The organism is Kocuria kalidii (assembly GCF_044462225.1).
GTDB classification, from domain to species: domain Bacteria; phylum Actinomycetota; class Actinomycetes; order Actinomycetales; family Micrococcaceae; genus Kocuria; species Kocuria kalidii.
In genome coordinates, this window is sequence record NZ_JBISWJ010000075.1 from 1 (window position 1) to 20527 (window position 20527).

Annotated in this window: 19 protein-coding genes and 2 riboswitches; of the genes, 13 read left to right on the plus strand and 6 right to left on the minus strand. The window is 72.6% G+C overall.

The annotated features are described in order from the left end of the window. Positions 1-28: 28 nt before the first annotated feature. A complete protein-coding gene (locus tag ACH9D3_RS10520) occupies positions 29-868 on the minus strand; it encodes an aldo/keto reductase (RefSeq protein ID WP_396410857.1) in 840 nt (279 codons plus the stop codon). Positions 869-1357: 489 nt separating this feature from the next. On the opposite strand from ACH9D3_RS10520, the gene ACH9D3_RS10525 reads away from it, so the two are divergent. The 9 genes from ACH9D3_RS10525 (at position 1358) to ACH9D3_RS10565 (ending at position 8794) form a co-directional block, all read left to right on the plus strand. After that, positions 1358-1825 (plus strand): hypothetical protein, encoded by a 468-nt coding sequence (locus ACH9D3_RS10525; RefSeq protein ID WP_396410858.1) that lies wholly within the window; start codon positions 1358-1360, stop codon positions 1823-1825. Positions 1826-1929: 104 nt separating this feature from the next. After that, entirely contained in the window at positions 1930-2082 is a 153-nt protein-coding gene (locus ACH9D3_RS10530) for a hypothetical protein (RefSeq protein WP_396400071.1), read from the plus strand. Positions 2083-2173: 91 nt separating this feature from the next. Beyond that, on the plus strand, positions 2174-5113 hold the full coding sequence (locus ACH9D3_RS10535) for a DUF4040 family protein (protein ID WP_396410859.1): 2940 nt from the start codon (positions 2174-2176) through the stop codon (positions 5111-5113). Continuing rightward, positions 5113-5559 (plus strand): sodium:proton antiporter, encoded by a 447-nt coding sequence (locus ACH9D3_RS10540; protein WP_396400073.1) that lies wholly within the window; start codon positions 5113-5115, stop codon positions 5557-5559. Before ACH9D3_RS10535 ends, ACH9D3_RS10540 begins: the two co-directional genes overlap by 1 nt. Continuing rightward, on the plus strand, positions 5556-7061 hold the full coding sequence (locus tag ACH9D3_RS10545; RefSeq protein ID WP_396400074.1) for a monovalent cation/H+ antiporter subunit D family protein: 1506 nt from the start codon (positions 5556-5558) through the stop codon (positions 7059-7061). The genes ACH9D3_RS10540 and ACH9D3_RS10545 overlap by 4 nt, the downstream gene beginning before the upstream one ends. After that, on the plus strand, positions 7058-7453 hold the full coding sequence (locus ACH9D3_RS10550) for a Na+/H+ antiporter subunit E (protein WP_396400075.1): 396 nt from the start codon (positions 7058-7060) through the stop codon (positions 7451-7453). The genes ACH9D3_RS10545 and ACH9D3_RS10550 overlap by 4 nt, the downstream gene beginning before the upstream one ends. Continuing rightward, positions 7450-7707 carry a monovalent cation/H+ antiporter complex subunit F gene (locus ACH9D3_RS10555; protein ID WP_396400076.1) on the plus strand — a complete coding sequence of 86 codons (258 nt, stop codon included), beginning with the start codon at positions 7450-7452 and terminating at the stop codon, positions 7705-7707. The genes ACH9D3_RS10550 and ACH9D3_RS10555 overlap by 4 nt, the downstream gene beginning before the upstream one ends. Then, positions 7704-8105, plus strand: a complete 402-nt coding sequence (locus ACH9D3_RS10560; RefSeq protein WP_396400077.1) for a cation:proton antiporter — start codon at positions 7704-7706, stop codon at positions 8103-8105. Before ACH9D3_RS10555 ends, ACH9D3_RS10560 begins: the two co-directional genes overlap by 4 nt. Then, positions 8102-8794, plus strand: a complete 693-nt coding sequence (locus tag ACH9D3_RS10565) for an MOSC domain-containing protein (RefSeq protein WP_396400078.1) — start codon at positions 8102-8104, stop codon at positions 8792-8794. Before ACH9D3_RS10560 ends, ACH9D3_RS10565 begins: the two co-directional genes overlap by 4 nt. A gap of 56 nt (positions 8795-8850) precedes the next feature. Here ACH9D3_RS10565 and ACH9D3_RS10570 read toward each other — a convergent pair whose 3' ends face one another. After that, positions 8851-9531, minus strand: a complete 681-nt coding sequence (locus ACH9D3_RS10570) for a hypothetical protein (RefSeq protein ID WP_396410860.1) — start codon at positions 9529-9531, stop codon at positions 8851-8853. A 74-nt stretch (positions 9532-9605) separates the two neighbouring features. Between ACH9D3_RS10570 and ACH9D3_RS10575 the strand changes: the two genes are divergently transcribed. The 4 genes from ACH9D3_RS10575 to ACH9D3_RS10590 all read left to right on the plus strand — a co-directional run bounded on the left by ACH9D3_RS10575 (position 9606) and on the right by ACH9D3_RS10590 (position 13357). Further along, complete coding sequence (locus ACH9D3_RS10575) at positions 9606-10094, plus strand: MarR family winged helix-turn-helix transcriptional regulator (protein WP_396400080.1); 489 nt, start codon at positions 9606-9608, stop codon at positions 10092-10094. 60 nt (positions 10095-10154) lie between these two features. Next, the gene (locus ACH9D3_RS10580; RefSeq protein WP_396410861.1) at positions 10155-10643 is read left to right on the plus strand and encodes a DoxX family membrane protein; all 489 of its coding nucleotides are present in this window, start codon (positions 10155-10157) and stop codon (positions 10641-10643) included. Between the two features lie 293 nt (positions 10644-10936). Further along, a complete protein-coding gene (locus ACH9D3_RS10585) occupies positions 10937-12784 on the plus strand; it encodes an ABC transporter transmembrane domain-containing protein (RefSeq protein ID WP_396410898.1) in 1848 nt (615 codons plus the stop codon). A 3-nt stretch (positions 12785-12787) separates the two neighbouring features. Next, positions 12788-13357: a DUF421 domain-containing protein gene (locus ACH9D3_RS10590; RefSeq protein ID WP_396400082.1), complete on the plus strand. Its 570-nt coding sequence runs from the start codon at positions 12788-12790 to the stop codon at positions 13355-13357. Between the two features lie 25 nt (positions 13358-13382). Here ACH9D3_RS10590 and ACH9D3_RS10595 read toward each other — a convergent pair whose 3' ends face one another. The 4 genes from ACH9D3_RS10595 to ACH9D3_RS10610 form a co-directional block, all read right to left on the minus strand. Beyond that, on the minus strand, positions 13383-14813 hold the full coding sequence (locus ACH9D3_RS10595; protein WP_396410862.1) for an L-serine ammonia-lyase: 1431 nt from the start codon (positions 14811-14813) through the stop codon (positions 13383-13385). 282 nt (positions 14814-15095) lie between these two features. Then, positions 15096-16217 (minus strand): glycine cleavage system aminomethyltransferase GcvT, encoded by a 1122-nt coding sequence (gcvT, locus tag ACH9D3_RS10600; RefSeq protein ID WP_396410863.1) that lies wholly within the window; start codon positions 16215-16217, stop codon positions 15096-15098. Positions 16218-16264: 47 nt separating this feature from the next. Next, positions 16265-19135 (minus strand): aminomethyl-transferring glycine dehydrogenase, encoded by a 2871-nt coding sequence (gene gcvP / locus ACH9D3_RS10605; protein ID WP_396410864.1) that lies wholly within the window; start codon positions 19133-19135, stop codon positions 16265-16267. A gap of 50 nt (positions 19136-19185) precedes the next feature. Beyond that, positions 19186-19285, minus strand: a riboswitch (glycine riboswitch). Next, positions 19286-19388: riboswitch (glycine riboswitch) on the minus strand. A 140-nt stretch (positions 19389-19528) separates the two neighbouring features. Further along, complete coding sequence (locus tag ACH9D3_RS10610) at positions 19529-20248, minus strand: FCD domain-containing protein (RefSeq protein WP_396410865.1); 720 nt, start codon at positions 20246-20248, stop codon at positions 19529-19531. Between the last annotated feature and the right edge of the window lie 279 nt (positions 20249-20527).

Below are 20527 nucleotides of genomic sequence, written 5' to 3' on the forward strand. Positions count from 1 at the left end.
CCCGGGCGTCTCCCGGAGGAGCCAGGACTCAGTTGAAGTCCTTCGGGTCCGAGCCGATCCGCCCGCCGTTGTCGAGGCCGCTGATCGCCCGGACGTCGTCGTCGTCCAGCTGCACGTCGAGGGCCTCGTAGTTCTCGCGGATGCGCTCCGGGGTGACGGTCTTGGGGAAGACCACGTTGCCGATCGCCAGGTGCCACGCGATGATGACCTGCCCCGGGGTGGCGCCGTGCTTGCGGGCGATCGAGCCGATGGCCGGGTCCTTCAGCAGGTCGCCGCCCTGGCCCAGCGGGGACCAGGCCTCCGTGCGGATGCCGTGCGAGGCGTTGAAGTCCCGCAGCGCGGACTGGTTGAAGTAGGGGTGCAGCTCCACCTGGTTCACCACGGGGACCACACCCGTCGCGTCGATGATCTCCTGCAGCTCCTCCTGCGGGAAGTTGGAGACGCCGATGGAGCGGGCCTTGCCGCTGTCGCGGATCTCCCGGAAGGCCTTCCAGGTCTCCAGGTACTTGCCGCGCTGGGGGGTGGGCCAGTGGATGAGGTACAGGTCCACGTGGTCGAGGCCGAGGCGCTCGAGGGAGGCGTCGACCGCCTTCAGTGCGGAGTCGTGGCCGTGGTCCTCGTTCCACAGCTTCGTGGTCACGAAGATCTCGTCGCGCGGGATGCCGCTGTTCGCGATCGCCCGGCCCACGCCCTCCTCGTTGCCGTAGATCATGGCCGTGTCGATGTGGCGGTAGCCGATCTCGAGGGCCCGTCCCACCACGTCCTCGGCGATGTCGGCGTCGACCTGCCACACGCCGTAGCCGAGCTGCGGGATGGTGTTGCCGTCGTGCAGGGAGAGGGTCGGGGACTGCGTCGTGGACTGGGTCATGGACCGTGCCTTTCATGGGGAGACAGCCTGGGGCTGGCGGTGAGGGCCCGGGAGGGAGTGCTCCGGTCCCGGTGCCCGACGATCAGTCTCCAACTGCCTTCGCGGACTGACAAGAAGGAAAGCCTGCTTTCTGCTCTCAGCAATCAGCAATCAGCAATCAGCAATCAGCAATCGGTGCGCGGGACCGACCCTCGTCGCCCGGTGGACTGCTCCTTGGGGGACGCCCGTGCCGGCGGTCCGGTGCCGGCGTCGCAGGAGGGGGACCCTCCGCTCCCGTCGGCACCCCGGCGTCGGGGAGCGCGGTTCTCGTGCGGCCGGACCGGCCCGGGCAGTCCGGATCCCGGAGCCGTCCATGCCGCCCACGGCATACGACGGGCGGCCGAACGTCCGCGGCTGCCCGCCCGCACGGGAGCACGGAAGCCGGGAACGGGGCGGAAAGCGTCCGGCCGCGTTGGTCGATCGGAGCGCGCCCGTGGTGGAATGGAAACCATGAAGTTCAACGTCCAGCGCGTTCTGACCCCCGCCTACCTGACCTCCGTCGCCCTCATCGTGATCGGAGTACTCCTCGGCCTGGCGTGGTACCCCGTCGCGGCGTGGCTGTTCGTGCTCTCCGGCCTCGCGCTCAACGCGATGGCCGTGTCCGTGACCGCGATCAACGATGCGCCCCGGCACCCCGGCACGGCCGGGCGGCGTGGCCCGTTCCGCTCCTCGCGCCCCGTCCGCGAGGACGACCTGGACGATGACCTGGAGGATGACCTCGACGACGATCCCGACGGCGATCCCGACGGCGACCGCACCCGCGTCCTCGACGACCGCTCCGAGGGCGGCCTCACCACGGCGCCGCCGGCCCCGTCCGGGGGACCGGAGCGCCGGGCGCGCGTCGAGCCGGACACCGAGACCGACGCCACGCCCACCGTCCCGCACTCCGGCTCGAGTGCCCGGCGGGAGCCGCGCTGACCCCGTCACGAACGGGGGCCGCTGCCGGACCGCGCGCCGAGGTGCCGGGAGGGCCGGATCCGCTCGCCCGGGTCCGTGGTGGGCGTCATGATAAATTCGGGGCGATGACCAGCCCCAGGAACCGCGCCCACGACCCGGCCCACGCCGTGCCGCCGGGACGCGCGCTCTCCGCGGCGGGCCGGAGCGTGTCCAACGGGACCAACGGCTATCTCAGCTCCTGGGGGCCTTCGCTCTCCGGCTGTCCCCGGGGATCCTGACCGTCCCGGCCGGGACGCCGGCCGACGCGGCCGCACCGTCGACGGCCCAGTCCACCTCGTTCCCATCCCACCGACCGGACGGTTGCCAGGCGTGTCCCTCCTGATCATTCTCGCTCTCACCGCACTGCTCTGCCCCGTGGCCGCCGTCCTGGGCCGCAAGGCGGGTCGCGACGCCGGCTGGCCGCTCGCCGCGGTCCTGCTCGTGCTCGCCGGTGCGCTCGTCATGGTGTGGAACGGCCGGGGGGACGGCGACGAGGTCTCCCAGCAGATCCCCTGGATGCCCACCCTGGACGTGTCCTTCCACCTGCGCCTCGACGGTCTGGGGCTGTTCTTCGGACTCCTCGTGCTGGTCATCGGCGCGGTCGTGATCGGCTACTCGGCGCGCTACCTCGGCAAGGGCAAGCACAGCGCCTTCTACACCCTGATGACGTTCTTCGCGGCGGCGATGCTCGGTCTGGTCCTGGCGGACGACGTGGTCCTCCTGTTCGTCATGTGGGAACTGACCACCCTGTGCTCCTTCCTGCTCATCGCCCGCTCGGGCCCGCACGCCAGGGACCCGGCGATCCGGACGTTCCTGGTCACCGTGGTCGGCGGGCTGTGCCTGCTCACCGCGGCGGTCGCCATGTGGGTGGCCACCGGGACCACGCGCCTCAGCGAGATCCTCGTCGACGACGTGTGGTCCACGTCCCCGGGATTCGCCGCGTTCGTGGCGGTGCTGATCGCCGTCGCGGGATTCACCAAGTCCGCGCAGTTCCCCTTCCACGCGTGGCTGCCCGACGCCATGGTCGCGATCACCCCCGTGAGCGCCTACCTGCACGCGGCGGCCATGGTGAAGGCTGGCATCTACCTGATGCTGCGCTTCTCCACCGCCCTCAGCGAGGTGCCGGTGTGGAACGTCCTGCTCATCTCGGTGGGCCTGTTCACCGCCCTGATGGGCGCGGTGTTCGCCCTGCAGCGCCACGACCTCAAGGAGCTGCTCGCCTACTCCACGGTGAGCCAGCTGGGCTTCCTGACGGCGACGATCGGCATCGGCACCTCCTACGCCGTGGTGGGAGCCGTGGTGCACGTGGCCGCCCACGCGCTGTTCAAGTCCGCGCTGTTCATGTCCGTGGGGGTCATCGACCACCAGACCGGCAGCCGGGACATCCGCAAGCTCTCCGGGCTGGCCCGGACGATGCCCGTCACCGCCGTCGTGATGACCCTCGCCGCGGTCTCGATGGCGGGGCTCCCGCCGCTGTTCGGCTTCATCTCCAAGGAGGCCATGTTCAAGGCCATGGCCGAGAGCCCCGCGCCCCCGGCCGCCGTGTGGCTCGTGGGCGGCGTGGCGGTCCTGGCCGCGTCCTTCACCTTCGCCTACTCGGCCCGGATGGTCATCACGATCTTCCCGGGCCGCCCGGCCCAGGACCCGCCGAAGGAGGCCTCCGCCGCCTTCCTGGCACCCGTGGTGCTGGTCTCCGCGGCCGGCCTGGTGCTGGGGCTCGCGGGCGTGGTGGCCGAGCCGCTGCTCGGCGCCGCCGCGGCCGCCGTGGCCGGTCCCGACGCCGAGCCCCACCTGGGTCTGTGGCACGGCTTCGCCCCCGAGCTGTTCATGTCCCTGGCGGTGTTCGCCCTCGGCAGCGCCCTCGTGCTCGCCCGGAGCGGGATGGACCGGCTCCTGGACCGGGAGCTGTCGCCCATGACCGGCGTGGGCGCCGTCGAGGCGTTCCGCCGCGGCTCGGACGCCCTGGGCGAGCGGGTCGGCGACCTCACCCGCGACGACGCCCCCTACCGGCACCTGGTCCCGCCCGTGGCCGTGCTGGTGCTGCTGACGGTCGTGGGCCTGTTCACGGTCGACGTGCCGCCGCTGCAGGGGGCCGTGACGAACCCGCTGGACTGGGTCCTGCTCGGCGTGGTCCTGGTCGGCGTGCTCCTGGCCCTGGGGGTGCGCAGCCGGATCGCCCTCGTGACCATCATCGGGGTGGTGGGCTTCGCCGTCGCCCTGTGGTTCTTCGAGCTCGGTGCGGCCGACGTGGCGCTGACCCAGCTGCTCGTCGAGATCCTCACCGTGGTGGTCGTGGTCCTGCTGCTCAACCGCCTGCCGTCCACCTTCCACCGCACGGGCAAGCGGCGGACGTCCACGGCGGCCGTCGTCGCAGTCCTCTCGGGTGCCTCGGCCGCCGTGGCCACCTGGGCGCTCACCGGCCGTCGCGGGCTCTCCGACGCGGGGCAGTACTTCCTCACGGAGGGTGAGACGGAGACCGGCGGCACGAACGTGGTGAACACGATCCTCGTCGACTTCCGGGCCCTGGACACGCTCGGCGAGCTCACCGTGCTGGGCGTGGCCGGCATCGCGATCGTCGTGGCCCTGGAGTCGCGCGGCCTGCTGCCCAAGCTGCACAGCCCCATCACCGAGCCGCCGGGCTCGCCGATCAGCGACGCCGAGGACAACACGATGATCCTGCGGGTCACCGACCGCCTGCTCGGGCCGGTGATCGTCGTCCTGTCCCTCTTCTTCCTGCTCCGCGGGCACTACCAGCCAGGAGGCGGCTTCATCGCCGCCCTCATCGGGGCCGCCGGCATCGCCCTCGTCTACCTCTCGGCCCAGGACGACCGGGTCAGCCGCATCGGCCTGCCCTACCTGAAGCTCATCGGCGCCGGAGTGGTCGTGGCGGTGGGCGTGGGCCTGCTCGGCCTGCTCGAGGGGTCCTTCCTCCGCCCCGTGCACTTCTACGTGTTCGACTTCCACATGACCACGGCGCTGATCTTCGACGTCGGCGTGTACCTCGCGGTGGTCGGGGTGATCCTGGCCGCGATCAGCCGCCTGGGCGTGGAGGAGAAGGAGCCACCGCCCCTCCGGCGGGTGGGCTCCACCGCGGTGCCGTCGCACGCTCCCCGATCGACCTCCACCACGGCCGAGCCGCACCACCCGAGCACGGCGCCCCTGGACCTCAGCCGGATCCGGGTCCTCCAGCGGGAGGCCGGGCGACCGGCCGGGACGCCTCCCGGAACGCCCGCCGAACCCGACGCCCGACCCCGAGGAGACGATTCCTGATGGCACTCGCACTGACCGTGGGCGTGCTCATCGGGGGCGGCGTGTTCATGATGCTGCGGCGCGGCATGGTCCGCCTGATCATCGGCTTCGTCCTGCTCAGCCACGGTGTGAACCTGCTGATCATGGCGGCCGGCGGCGTCGACCGGCGGGGCGAGCCCCTCGGGTACTCCCCGGATCCCGCGACCACGGCGGACCCCCTGCCGCAGGCGTTCGTGCTGACGGCGATCGTCATCGCGTTCGCCATCACCATGTACATGCTCGTGCTCGCCGTGACCGGCGACGACGACGACGACACCGATCTCGAGCTGACCGGCCGGGAGATGGAGACCCCTGACTTGATGGACGACCGCACAGCCGGCGCCGGGACGCATCCCGGCGCACCCGGGGGACCGGACCCTGTGGGCACCAGCCCGGAGCGGGACCCGGGGCGGGGTGGTCGCGCATGAGCGCGGACCTGATCCCGTTCTTCGTCATCGTCCCCCTGCTGGCCGCCGGACTGCTGGTGCTCGCCGGGGGCTCCCTGCGGATCGGCAAGGCGGGACTGCTGATCGTCCTGGCGGCGAACGTGGTGTGGGCGGCGTGGCTCCTGAGCACCCTGCTGGACGGCGGCACCGTGCTGGTCCACCGCATCGGTCTCTGGCCCTCGGGCATCGCCATCCCGTTCGCGGCCGACCTCTTCACCGCGCTGATGCTCACCGTGACCGGCTTCGTGACACTGGTCAGCGCCTGGTTCGGGGTGGTCTCCGGGCAGGCGGAGAAGCGTTACTTCGGATCCCTCGTGCTCGTGCTCACCGCGGGCCTCAACGGGGCCCTGCTCACGGCGGACCTGTTCAACCTCTTCGTGTTCATCGAGGTCATGCTCCTGCCGTCCTACGCGCTGATCATCCTCGCCCACCGCGGCCGGGGACGGCTGATGCAGGTCACGTCCTCGCGGATCTACGTGAGCGTCAACCTGCTGGCCTCCACGATCCTCCTGGCGGGCGTCGGACTCGTCTACGGCACGGCCGGCACCGTGAACCTCGGTGAGCTGGCGGGCCGGGCGGCGGAGTCCACCGCCGTGGCGGTGTCCGTGGCCGTGGTCCTGTCCGCCCTCGCGGTGAAGGCTGCGGTGGTGCCGGTGCACGGATGGCTGGCGCGCACGTATCCCTTCATGTCGCCCACGGTCACCGCACTGTTCTCGGGCCTGCACACGAAGGTGGCGGTCTACGCGATCTACCGGATCTACTCCGTGGTCTTCGACGGCATGGAGGGCTACCTGTGGATCGGGCTCGTGGTGTTCACCGTGACCATGGTGGTCGGTGTCCTCGGTGCCGTGGGGGAGCGGGACGCACGCACGATCCTCGCCCACTCCACGGTGAGCCAGATGGGCTACATCCTGCTGGGCGTCGCCCTGTTCGGTGCCGTGGGGCTCACCGCGGGCATCTTCTACCTCCTGCACCACGCCGTGGTGAAGGTGGCCCTGTTCCTGTCGACCGGCGCGGTGGAGATCGCCTATGGGAAGCACCCGCTGGGCGAGGTCACGGGCCTGCTCCGGCGCGAACCGCTCACCGCCGTGGTGTTCTTCGCCGCGGCCATGTCCCTCACCGGCATCCCGCCGTTCTCCGGGTTCGTGGCCAAGCTGGCGCTGATCCTGGCCGCGTTCGAGGAGCAGCAGGTCGTGGTCGCCCTCGTGGCGGTCGGGGTCAGCCTGTTCACGCTGCTGTACTCGCTGAAGATCTGGGGGAAGATGTTCCTGGGCGAACCGGAGGATTCCTCGAGCGAGGTCATCGCCGCCGTGGGCACGAAGGAGCGCCGCATCTCGGTGGGGCTCATCGCCCCCGCCCTCGTCCTGGCGGTCGTCACCCTCGCGCTTGGCGTGGGCGGCGAGCTGCTGCTGGGCGTCTCGGCCACGGCCGCGGACGGTCTCGTGGACACCAGCACGTACGTGGAGGCGGTGAGCAACTCGTGAAGTGGCTGACGTGGATACCCCGCCTGGTGGGCTTCCTGCTCTGGTACGCCTGGGAGCTGATCCTGTCCAACGTCGCGGTGACGCGCGACGTGTTCACGCCGCGCCACATCTCCTCGCCCATCGTGGTGCGCTACCGGACCCGGTGCCGCAGCGAGTTCGAGACGGTCCTGCTCAGCGTGCTCATCTCCCTGACACCGGGCACGCTGACCCTGGCCACCGTGGCACGGTCGGGTCCGGGCGGCGCCGCGGTCGACCGGGACGCCGGCACGGAGGGCTACGACATCTTCGTGCACTCGATGTACTCGGACGGACCGCAGGACGCCCGCGCGAGCCTGCAGGAGATGGAGACCCACATGCTGAACGGCATCCGACCGGCAGGGGCACCCCGATGATCGGCATCCTCTTCGGCGTGCTGGTGCTCGCCGCGTCCGTCGTCGTCGCCGGAGTGCGGATGTTCCGCGGTCCCAACGACGCCAACCGGGCCATCGCCTCCGACCTGCTGTTCTTCGCCGTGGTGGGGCTGATCGCCCTGTTCGGCGTCCTCGCGATGAGCCCCCCGGTCTTCGACCTGGTGCTCATCGCGACCCTCGTGGGCTTCCTGGCGACCCTGTCCCTGTCCCGCGCACTGACCAAGGGGAGGCGATGAAGGTGGAGTTCGACCCGATCATGCACGACACCCTGTGGATGAGCGTCGTGGGACAGGGGTTCATCGTCCTGGGGGCGCTGGTCTTCCTCACCGCCACGGTGGGGCTGATCCGGCTCCCCGACCTGTACACCCGGTCCTCGGCGATCGCCACGGCCGCGGGCATCGGCGTCTCGTTCGTGCTCACCGGGGCGTTCTTCTTCCTCCCCGGCGTCGAGAACGCCGTGAAGCTGTTCGCCGCGGTGGTCCTGCAGCTCGTGACCTCGGCGGTGGGCAGCATGGCGCTGGCCCGCTCCGGGTACCTCATCGGCTCCGCGGTGTACTCCCCGACCCACCACAACGAGCTGGACGAGTCCGCCGGGGACGAGGCCGGCCGGCCGGACGAGAACGTCCGGCCGTGACCGCCCTCGTCCGCAGCGTCAACGTGGGGCGGGCCGAGCGCAACCCCGCCAAGCGGAACCGGCCCACGGGCATCCACAAGCGCCCCGCGGAAGGTCCGGTGGAGATCCGCGAACCCGGTCCGCGCCGGGGCGGGCTCGGGTCGGGCGTGGCCGGGGACTTCATCGGGGACGGCAAGTACCACGGCGGCACCGACCAGGCGGTGTACGCGTTCGCGCGCGAGGAGCTGGACTTCTGGGAGCAGGAGCTGGGGCGGGAGATCCCCGACGGCTCCTTCGGGGAGAACCTTACGCTCTCGGGCTTCGACGTCGACGACGCGCGGCTGGGCGACGTCTGGCGGATCGGCGACGTGCAGCTGCAGGTCACGGACGCGCGCATCCCCTGCGGCACGTTCCGCGCGAGCATGGAGGTCCGGGGCTGGCTGCGCCGCTTCACCGAGCGGGGACGCTCCGGGGCCTACCTCAAGGTGCTGTTCCCGGGCCCGGTGCGGGCCGGTCTGCCGGTCGAGCTGGTCCGCCGCGCCGAGCACGGGGTCGGTGTGGCCGACGCCTTCCGTGCGCAGACCACCGAGCGGAACCGGCTGCCGGAGCTGCTGCGGGCGGGGGACGACCTGTGCGAGCAGCTCCGGCGGCGGGTCGAGGAGGAGCAGCGGGCGACCGCCCGGCGGGCCGGTGGGCCCGCGGGTCAGTAGGACGCCGGGCGGGAGATCAGCGGGCCGGCGGGATGCCCGGCCGCCGCGATGCCGGTTCAGTTGAGGGCCGCACCCCGGTAGACCTGCTGGACCTGCTCCTCGGTGAGCCGCGTGTCGATCACGGTGGTCCCCTCGGGGTCGTCGCGCAGGAAGCGGACCGGCCCGTGCGAGCCGACCTCCAGGAGGAGGGCGGCGTCGGCGTCGTAGACGGCCTCCACGTCGGTGCTGAACCCGCTCCCGCGCACGGGGTTCACGGACAGCCGCAGCCTCGCACGTACCCGGCCGCCGGCCCCGGGAGAGTCCTCGGCCGCCTCCGCGCCCGTGTTCGCGCGCCGGTGCTCCTCCTCGGCGACCGGCTCGAGGGCGATCTCCCGGACGACGCCCACGCCGTGGTCCACGACGTGCGCCAGGCGGGAGCCCAGCCGGCCCTGCGCGGTCCTGAAGGCCCGCTTCATCCGTGCCGTCCACCACAGGGCCGTGGCCACGAGGAGGACGGCGACGAGGGCGAGGAGCAGCACCGAGCCGGACCGGGACCACTGCTGCCACAGCAGGACCACGGCGAGCGCGGTGAGCACCGGGACCACGAGCAGCAGCGACGTGCCCAGCCGCTCGCCCAGCGAGGGCCGGTCGGGCGCCCCGTCGTCGCCGGGGGCGGTGCGCAGTCTCCGCATCACCTGGACGTCGAAGTCGCGGTCGTCCGCGGGAACGGGCCGGGGCCAGGTGCCGAGGGAGTCCATGGGTTCCATTATGGCGCGCGCTCGGGGACCGCGTTCCCATGCGGCGTCAAGCACCGGCTCGTAGAATCGGGTCCATGACCGAGACCCGATGGCTGTCCCCCGAGGAGCGAGAGGCCTGGCTGGCGCTCGTCTCCATCATGTTCACCCTGCCCGGCAGCATCGAGTCCCAGCTGCAGGCCGAGGCGGAGCTGAGCCTCGCCGAGTACCTCGTGCTCGCGATGCTCTCGGAGGCGCCGGACCGGCGGCGCCGGATGTCGGACCTCGCGGCGGCCACCAACACCTCCCAGTCCCGCCTGTCCCGGATCGTGGCACGCCTCGAGCGCGACGACCTCGTGGTGCGCACCGGCGGGGAGCAGGACAAGCGGGTGGTGCTCGCCGAGATCACGGACCGGGGTCTGGAGCGGGTCGAGCAGGTGGCGCCGGGTCACGTGGAGCACGTCCGCCGCACGGTGATCGACCGGCTGACACCCGTCCAGGTCCAGCAGCTCGCGCTGATCGGGCGCACGGTCGACGACGCCGCTTCCGGCCCGACCGCCCGCGGAATGGCCGCCGACCAGCCGTGACGCGCCACGTGCGGCGGAAAAAGCTTGCTCCGGAAACTAAGTCTGCGCTACGGTGGTGACATGTCCACAACACAGGCGCCGCAGCGCACGTCCCCCTCCCGTTCCTCCGCCCCGGCGGAGACCTCCGCCTCCTCCGCGGCGACCGCCGGCCTCACCCTCCTGCGCGTCGTCCTCGGCGTCACGTTCTTCCTCCACGGCTGGCAGAAGGTTGCCGAGTGGACCGTCGCCGGCACCCAGACCTCCTTCGCCCAGATGGGCGTCCCGGCGGCCGAGCTCGCGGCGCCGGCCGTCGCGGCCCTCGAGCTCGGGGGCGGGCTGATGCTCGTCCTGGGCCTGGGCACCCGCGTGGTGGCGGCCCTCCTGGCCCTGGTCATGCTGGGCGCCCTCGTGCTCGTGCACCTGCCGGCGGGCTTCTTCGCCGCCGACGGCGGGATCGAGCTCGTGCTGCTGCTCGCCGCCGCGGCCGTCCTCTTCGCCCTGGCCGGGGCCGGCCGCTGGTCGGTGGACCACCTGATCGCGGCCCGGCGCCGGTCCGCGGTCCGCGACTGAGTCCTCCGGAGGCCGCCCCCGTCCCCGGTGTCCGGCCGCGGCGCCCGGCCGCGGTGCCCGGCCCCGGAATCACGAGCCCCTGCGCCGCAGCGTCCTGCGGCGCAGGGGCTCGTCGTCGTCCGCGCACGGCGCCCGGGGGCGCCGTGCGGGCGGCGGGCGCGGACGTGTCGGCGCGGGCGCGTAAAATCGTCCCCGGCGCGGCGCGCACGACCACCACGACGCCGCGGCGGATCCAGCGCGGGCGATCCCCGCAGATCGGGGTTGGACGCATGAGCTTGCAGAACTCGCCGCACATGGTCATGTGGCGCACGGTCCAGGGCCAGGAGGTCAAGGACCGGAAGATCGACCGGGGGACGCTCCGGCGCATCGTGTCCTTCGCGCGCCCGCACAAGCGGAGGCTCCTGGTGTTCCTGGTGATCTCGGTGCTGACGGCCGTGCTCGGCGTGGTCACCCCGATCCTGGCCGGCGACGTCGTCCGTGCCATCACCGACGGGGACGACGTGGCCGTGGTGGTCTGGCTCGCGCTGGCCATCGCCGCCGTGGCCGTCGTGGACGCGGGGCTGAACGTCGTCAACCGGTGGCTGTCCTCCCTGATCGGGGAGGGCCTGATCCTGGACCTGCGCACCGCCGTCTACGACCACGTGCAGCGGATGCCGATCGCGTTCTTCACCCGCACGCGCACGGGCGCCCTGGTCTCCCGGCTCAACAACGACGTCATCGGTGCCCAGCGGGCGTTCTCCAACACGCTCTCCGGGGTGGTGAGCAACGTGGTCTCCCTGATCCTGACCGTGGTCGTGATGGTGTCGATCTCGTGGCAGGTCACCGCGCTCTCCATGCTCCTGCTGCCGATCTTCCTGATCCCCGCGCGGGCCATGGGCGGACGCCTCGCGAACCTGCAGCGGGAGGCCGCCCAGCACAACGCGTCCATGTCGACCCAGATGACCGAGCGGTTCTCCGCCGGCGGCGCCACCCTGGTCAAGCTCTTCGGCCGCCCGGACTCGGAGGCCTCGGAGTTCGCCCGCCGCGCCGGCCGCGTCCGGGACATCGGCGTGCGGGTGGCCATGCTGCAGACCGTCTTCGTCACGGCCCTGACGCTGGTCTCCGCGCTCGCCCTGGCCCTGGTCTACGGACTCGGCGGTGCGCAGGCGATCCTCGGCAACCTGGACGCGGGCGCGGTCGTGACCCTCGCCCTGCTCCTCACCCGGCTGTACACCCCGCTGACCATGCTCGCGAACGCCCGGATGGACGTGATGAGCGCCGTGGTGAGCTTCGAGCGGGTCTTCGAGGTCCTCGACCTCGTCCCGCTGATCCGGGAACGGCCCGGGGCCCGGTCGCTGCCCGCCGGCCCGGCGTCGGTGGAGTTCGACGACGTCCGGTTCGCCTACCCCTCCGCCGAGGACGTCTCGCTGGCCTCGCTCGAGGACGTCGCGGTGCTCGACAGCCGGGGCGGCGAGGAGGTGCTGCACGGCGTGAGCTTCACCGTCCTGCCGGGGCGGACCGTGGCCCTCGTGGGCTCCTCGGGCGCCGGCAAGTCGACCATCGCCCAGCTCGTGGCCCGGCTCTACGACGTCACCTCGGGGGCCGTCCGGATCGGCGGGACGGACGTGCGGGACGCGACGTTCGCCTCCCTGCGGGAGACCATCGGGATGGTGACCCAGGACGGGCACCTGTTCCACGAGTCGATCCGCGAGAACCTCACCCTCGTGCGGCCCGACGCCACGGACGAGCAGCTCTGGGACGCCCTGGCCCGGGCCCGGATGGAGCACGTGATCCGGTCCCTCCCGGACGGACTGGACACCGTGGTGGGCGAGCGCGGCTACCGGCTCTCCGGCGGCGAGCGGCAGCGGCTGACGATCGCCCGCCTGCTGCTCGCGGCGCCGCGCGTGGTGATCCTCGACGAGGCCACGTCGGCGCTGGACTCCACCAACGAGGCCTATGTCCAGGCGGCCCTGGGCGAGGCGATGGAGGGGCGCACCGCCCTGGTGATCGCCCATCGCCTCTCGACCATCCGTTCCGCCGACCAGATCCTGGTGGTCGAGGACGGCCGGATCGTGGAGCGCGGCCGGCACGCCGAGCTGCTCGCCGGGAGCGGACGCTACGCGGAGCTCTACGAGACGCAGTTCGCGGACCAGGAGGTCTGACCCGTGCTCGACGACGCCGTGGCCGGCCTCGGCGTGGACGCCCCCGGGGCACTGGCGGTGGTGGCCTCGGCCGTGGGGATCTACCTGGCGTTCCTGCTCATGGTGCGCCTCTTCGGCCAGCGCGTGCTGTCCCGGTTGTCGACCTTCGACGCGGTCGTGGCGGTCATGCTCGGTGCCGTGGCCGGGCGCGCGGTCCTGGGGGACACGCCCACGCTCGCCGCGGGCGTGCTGGGGCTCGGGACGCTGTTCGCGCTCGAGGCGGCCTTCGGCCAGCTCCGGTCGGGGATCCGGGTGTCGGCGCTGATGAACAACCGCGCCGTCCTGCTGATGGCGGGCGAGCGCGTGCTGGAGGAGAACCTCCATCGGGTCCACGTGGTGGAGTCCGAGCTCTTCGGGGCCCTCCGGCGGGCCGGCGTGCGCAGCCTCGACGAGATCGCGTGCGTGGTCTTCGAGGCGTCCGGCACGATCAGCGTCCTGCGGCGCGGCAGGCCGGTCGATCCCCGGCTGCTCGAGGGCGTCATGGACGCCCACCTGGTCCCGGCGGAGCTCCTGCGGGAGCCCGGCACGGACTGAGGACCGCTTCCCCGGCGGCGCCGGGTCAGCACTCCACCACGTTGACGGCGAGTCCGCCCAGGGCGGTCTCCTTGTACTTGTGGCTCATGTCCTTGCCGGTCTCGCGCATGGTCACGATGACCTCGTCGAGGCTGACCCGGTGCGTGCCGTCGCCCCACATCGCCATCTTGGCGGCGTTGATCGCCTTGGCCGCGGCGATCGCGTTGCGCTCGATGCACGGGATCTGCACGAGGCCGCCGATCGGGTCGCAGGTCAGCCCGAGGTTGTGCTCCATGGCGATCTCCGCGGCGTTCTCCACCTGGGCAGGTGTCCCCTCCAGGATCTCGGCGAGGCCGCCGGCGGCCATCGAGGAGGCCGAGCCGACCTCCCCCTGGCAGCCCACCTCGGCTCCGGAGATCGAGGCCTGCTCCTTGTAGAGCACCCCGACCGCCCCCGCCGTGAGGAGGAAGCGGACGACGATGTCCCGCCGCGCCGCCGCGAGCGCCTCCGGCCCCTCCGCGGCGGCGGCGCGGGCCGCGGGGGAGTAGTGGGTGGCGTAGAACAGCACCGCCGGGATGATGCCGGCCGCCCCGTTGGTGGGGGCGGTGACCACCCGCCCGCCGGAGGCGTTCTCCTCGTTGACCGCCAGGGCCACGAGGTTCACCCACTCGGGCCAGAAGCCCGGGTCCCGGTCCGGGTCCTCGGTGCGCAGGCGCCGGTGCCACTGCGGTGCGCGGCGGGCGACGTTCAGCCCGCCCGGCAGGGGACCGGTGCGGTGCAGGCTGGAGTCCTTGCACTCCTCCATCACGGTCCAGATGTGCAGCAGCTGCTCCCGGATCCCCTCCTCGCTCCGCCAGGTCCTCTCGTTGGCCAGCATCACTTCACTGATGGGCCTGCCGGTGCGCTCGCAGTGGGCCAGCAGCTGCTCGGCCGTGCGGAAGGGGTGGGGCACCTGGGAGCTGGCGGCGTCCAGCTCGGCCGCGGCGGCGCCCTCCTCGCCCTCGCGGACGATGAACCCGCCGCCCACGGAGAACCAGGTCTCGTCGGCCAGCACGGCGCCGGAGGCGTCCAGGGCCCGGAAGCGCATGCCGTTGGTGTGCCGCTCCAGGACGGTCAGCGGGTGCTGCACCATGTCCTCGACCCGATAGGAGACGTCCTTGCGGCGCCCGAGGGCCGCGCACAGCCGGAGGGTCCCGGTGGCCGCCAGGTCGGCGAGCCGCTCGTCCACCTCGGCCGGGAGGACGATCTCCGGGTCGTAGCCCTCCAGGCCGAGCAGGATCGCGGTGAAGGTGCCGTGGCCGCGGCCGGTCGCGGCCAGCGACCCGTACACGTCCACGCGCAGGTCCGCGGTGCGTTCCAGCAGGTCGCCGCCGGACAGGGTCTCGGCGAAGCGCCGTGCGGCGCGCATGGGGCCGACGGTGTGGGAGCTCGAGGGGCCGATGCCCACGGTGAACAGTTCGAAGACGCTGATGGCCATGACGGTGACGCTCCAGAGGAGAGGGGTGCCCGGGTGGGGCTGCGATGGGTGGGAGGGTCCCGGTGCGCTACGGGTCCCGAGGTGCCGCTGCGCCGCCGGGTGCGTGCTCGGGCGTGCTCATGCCTGCTCCTCCGGGGCCTGCACGTACTGCTCGGCGGGGCGGCGCAGGTGCGGGGGGATGGTGCTCATGGTCGGGAACCTCTCAGCAGGAGGGGACGAGGACGGAACACGGCAGGAGTGCCGGCGGAGGACCGACCCGGCCCCGGTCGGCGCGGGCAGGGGTCACTGCCCGCGCCGGTAGAAGGGCAGGGCCACGACCTCGAACGGCGCCGGCCTGCCCCGCAGGTCGACCTGCACCTGTGTGCCGGGCTCGGCGTGCTCGTTGTCGACGTAGGCCATGGCGATGGGGTGGCCCAGCGTCGGGCTCAGCGCCCCGGAGGTGACCTCCCCGACGACCTCGCCGTCCGCGCTGACCGGATAGTGGCCGCGGGCCGCGCGCCGGCCCTCGCCGCGCAGGCCGACCAGCGTGCGGGTCGTCCCGGCGGACCTGCGGGACGCCAGGGCCGTGCGGCCCACGAAGTCCTCCTCCTTCGTGACGGAGACGACCCGGCCGAGACCGGCCTCGTAGGGGGTGAGGTCACGGCTGAGCTCCTGGCCGTAGAGCGGCATCCCGGCCTCCAGGCGCAGGGAGTCGCGGCACGCGAGGCCGCAGGGGACCAGCCCGTGGCTCTGCCCGGCCTCCAGGAGCGCGTTCCACAGCGGCACGGCCCGGGCCTCGGGCACGTAGAGCTCGAAGCCGTCCTCCCCGGTGTAGCCGGTGCGGGCGAGCAGCACGTCGGTCCCGGCGACGGTCGCCGGCGCGGCGAAGTAGTACTTCAGCCCGCCGACCAGCTCCTGCTGCCCGGCCGGGACGAGCTCCTGCAGGACCGCCTGCGCGGACGGTCCCTGGACGGCGATCAGCGAGGTGTCGGCGGACTCGTCGGCCACGGTGACGTCGAAGCCGGCGGCCCGCTCCTGGAGAGCGGCGAGCACGGCCGGGGCGTTGCCGGCGTTGGGCACCACCAGGTACTCGTCCTCGGCGAGCCGGTAGCAGATCAGGTCGTCGATGATCCCGCCCTCGGGGGTGCAGATCAGCGAGTACTTGGCCCGTCCCACGGCGGCGGCGGCGAGGTCGCCCACCAGGGCCGTGTTCAGGAAGGTCGCCGCGTCCGGGCCGGTCACCCGGACCTCGCCCATGTGCGAGAGGTCGAACAGGCCGGCCGCAGAGCGCACGGCGCGGTGCTCGGCCAGCTCGGAGCCGTACTTCAGGGGCATGTCCCAGCCGCCGAAGTCGGTGAAGGCCGCGCCCAGCGCGGCGTGCTCGTCGTGCAGGGCGGTGTGTCGGGAGGTCGTGCTGACGCTCATGTCGGTGCCTTTCGTGTCGCTGCGATCCGGGGCAGGGCGGTGCCGGATCAGTTCTCGAAGGCCTCGGGGGCCGGGCAGGAGCAGATGAGGTTGCGGTCCCCGGCGGCGCCGTCGATGCGGCCGACCGGCGGGAAGTACTTGTCCTGGCGCAGCTCCGGGACGGGGAAGGCGCCCTGCTCGCGGGGGTAGCGGCGGTCCCAGTCGTCCGCCGCCACGACATCGGCGGTGTGCGGGGCGTGGCGCAGCGGGCTGTCCTCGGCGCTGAGCTCGCCGCGGGCGATCTGCTCGATCTCCTCGCGGATGGTGGTCATCGCGGTGATGAACCGGTCGATCTCGGCGAGGTCCTCGGACTCGGTCGGCTCCACCATCAGCGTCCCGGCCACCGGGAAGGAGAGGGTCGGGGCGTGGAACCCGAAGTCGATCAGCCGCTTGGCCACGTCCTCGGCGGTCACCTTGGTGCGGGCCGTGAGCGCCCGCAGGTCCAGGATGCACTCGTGGGCGACCAGCCCGTTGTTGCCGGTGTAGAGCACGGGGTAGTGCTCGTCGAGGGCGGAGGCGACGTAGTTCGCCGTCAGCAGCGCCGTCCGGGTGGCCCGGGTGAGCCCGTCGCCGCCCATCATCGCGATGTAGGCCCAGGAGATCGGCAGCACCCCGGCGGAGCCGAACATCGTGGCCGAGATCGGTGCGCCGGCCGCCCCGTCCGCCTCGGCGCGGGTCGCGTCACCGGGCAGGAAGGGGGCCAGGTGCGCGGCCACCGCCACGGGCCCGACGCCGGGTCCGCCGCCGCCGTGCGGGATGCAGAAGGTCTTGTGCAGGTTCAGGTGGGACACGTCCCCGCCGAACCTGCCCGGCCGGGCGAGGCCGACCAGGGCGTTGAGGTTGGCGCCGTCGATGTACACCTGACCGCCGGCGGCGTGGACGGAGTCGCAGACCAGGCGCACGTCGGCGTCGTAGACCCCGTGGGTGGAGGGGTACGTGATCATGATGGCGGCCAGCTGGTCGCGGTGGGCCTCGATCTTCGCGTCGAGGTCGGCGTGGTCGATCGTGCCGTCGGCGGCCGTCCCCACCACCACGACCTTCATGCCGGCCAGGACCGCGGAGGCGGCGTTGGTGCCGTGGGCCGAGGCCGGGATGAGGCAGACGGAGCGCTGCTCCTCACCGCGGGACCGGTGGTAGCCGCGGATGGCCAGCAGCCCCGCCAGCTCGCCCTGGGAGCCGGCGTTGGGCTGGAGGGACACGGCCGCGTAGCCGGTGATCTCCTGCAGGCGCTCCTCCAGGTCGGCGATCAGCTCGCGCCACCCGGTGGTCTGGTGGGCGGGGGCCAGCGGGTGGATCGAGGCGAACTCGGGCCAGCTCATGGCGGCCATCTCGGCGGTGGCGTTGAGCTTCATGGTGCAGGACCCCAGCGGGATCATCGTCCGGTCCAGGGCCAGGTCCCGGTTCTCCAGGCGCCGCAGGTAGCGCAGCATCTGCGTCTCGGAGCGGTGGGCCGAGAACACCGGGTGGGTGAGGAACGCGGAGGTGCGCCGCAGCCCCTCGTCCAGCTCGAGGCCGCGCGGGCCGCCGGCGACCGCCGCGGTGGCGTCCGCCACGCCGAAGGCCTCGGCGACGAGCACGAGGTGCTCCTCCGTGGTCGTCTCGTCGCAGGAGATCCCGACGTGGTCGGCGTCGACGTGCCGCAGGTTCACGCCGCGGGCCTCCGCCGCGCGGACCACCTGCTCCGCCCGCCCGGGGACGTGCACGGCGACGGTGTCGAAGAACTGGTCCGCGACGAGCTCGTGACCGGCGTCCTGCAGCACGGTGGCGAGGGTCCGGGCGCGGGCGTGCACGCGCCGGGCGATGGCCCTCAGCCCTTCGGGGCCGTGGTGCACGGCGTACATGCCGGCCACGACCGCCAGCAGCGCCTGCGCGGTGCAGATGTTGGAGGTCGCCTTCTCCCGGCGGATGTGCTGCTCCCGGGTCTGCAGCGCCAGGCGGTAGGCCGCCCGTCCGGTGGCGTCCTTGGAGACGCCCACCAGGCGCCCGGGCAGGTTCCGCTCCAGACCGGAGCGCACCGCCATGTAGGCGGCGTGCGGACCGCCGAAGAACAGGGGGACCCCGAGGCGCTGGGAGGAGCCCACCGCGATGTCCGCGCCCTGCTCGCCGGGCGGGGTGATGAGGGTCAGGCCCAGCAGGTCGGCCGCGACCGTGACCATCGCCCCGCGCTCCTTCGCCGCGGCGATCACCGCGGCGTGGTCGACGACCCGCCCGGAGGCCCCGGGCTGCTGCAGGACCACGCCGGCGATCTCGCCGTCGGGCAGGCCGGCCGTGAGGTCGGCGATCTCCACGGCGAAGCCCAGGGCCTCGGCGCGGGCCAGCACCAGGGCCAGGGTCTGCGGCAGGACGTCGGCGTCGACGACGATCGCGCCGTTGCCGCGGGCCTTGTTGGCCCGGCGCATCAGCAGCACGGCCTCGACCACGGCCGTGGCCTCGTCCAGCAGCGAGGCGTTGGCCACGGGCAGCCCGGTGAGGTCGGCGACCATGGTCTGGAAGTTCAGCAGCGCCTCCAGGCGCCCCTGGGAGATCTCGGGCTGGTAGGGCGTGTAGGCGGTGTACCAGCCCGGGGACTCCAGCACGTTGCGCTGGATCACCGGGGGCGTGTGGGTGTCGTAGTAGCCCTGCCCGATCATCTGCACGGCCGTGGTGTTGCGCTCCGCGAACGCGCGCAGCCGCTCGAGCACCTCCTGCTCGCTGAGCGCCGCGGGCAGGTCCAGCGGGGTGGTCTGCCGGATGTCGGCGGGCACGGCGGCGTCCGCCAGGTCCTCGAGGCTGGTGCGGCCCACCCGGTCGAGCATGGTCTGCACGTCGTCGGGGCGGGCACCGATGTGCCGGTCGGCGAAGACGGCCGGGGGGGTCGTGGTCGTGAGCTGGGTCGTCATGCGGAACTCCCGGGTGCTGCACGCCTGGGCGGCGTGGATCGGTTCGAGTTCCTCCCCGCTCTGTCTGGGACCTGAGAGATTCCGCGGCCGGGGGCCGCTTGCACCGTCGGTGAGTCCGGCGACGCACGCCGGGCTGCTTTCCAGAGTTGCCGATCCGCTGTGGTACGGGGGCCTGAGAGTTTCCTGGGGAGGAATTGCTCCTACGGCGCCCGCCGGTCAGGGTGCACCGGCGGGACTCTCCCACCGCGGTTCATGGGCATCTTCTCCCTCCAGGATAGCCGGACCCGGAAATGGGTGTCCACACCTCCGGCGCACGGCACGACGGCACGGCACGACGGCACGGGACCGGCGCGCTCGGGCGGCACGCACGGGCGGAGCGGGAGGGAGAAGGCGTCAGGGGCGGGTCGGGGATCGCTCCCCGAGCACGTAGGTCCTCAGATCGGCCAGGGTTTGCTGCATGTGCTCGTCCATGGCCCGACGGGCGCGGGCAGGGTCGGCGGACTCCAGGGCGGAGACCACCTTGCGGTGCTCGGCGACGGCGTGGGCCTGGATCTCCGGCACCCGGGAGGTCTGGGCGCGCCGCGTCTCGAGGATCCGGTGCAGCGGTTCGAACAGCACCGCGACGAACACGTTCCCCGAGGCCTGCAGGATCCGGTGGTGGAAGCGCAGGTCCGCGCGCACGAAGGCGGCCACGTCCCGGGACCGGTGGGCCGACTCCATGGCGTCGACGTCCCGGGTCAGCTCCGCCAGGTCCTCGGCCGTCACGTGCCCGGCGGCCAGCTCGCAGGCGCCGGACTCCAGGAAGCGGCGCAGCTCGATCAGCTGCACCGCGGCCGCTGCGTCGTCCTGCCCCTCGGACACCGCCCGGAGGACGGCGTCGAGCGACGCCCACTGGGACACGGGGTTCACGAACGTGCCCCGTCCGCGCTCCACCCGCAGGATGCGCTGAGCCCCCAGCGTCCTGATGGCCTCGCGCACCGTCATGCGGCTGACCTCGTGCTGCGAGCCGAGGTCCAGCTCGCCGGGAACGGCCGCCCCCGGCGGCAGGTCTCCCGAGACGATGCGCTCCAGGAGGGCTTCGGCGACCTGGTCGACCAGGGACGGGCGGGCCATGCGGCTCCTCCTGCGTTCGTGCGGCGTCCGCCGGCGGCTGCTCCGCGGGGACCCGTCGGACGCCCACCATTCTAGGACCCGTCGGACGTCAGTCATCGGATGGTCGATCGGCGCCGGCTGTCCGGAAGACGGGGCTGTCCGGATGACGGGGGAGGACGCCCGTTGACCACGTGTCCTGGCTCACATAACATGTCTGATGTCTTACAGGTGGACTGTCGGCTCGGGACCGCGTCCCGGCGCGGCGGGCCGGCGCCGGTCTCCCGGCACCGACCTCCGGCA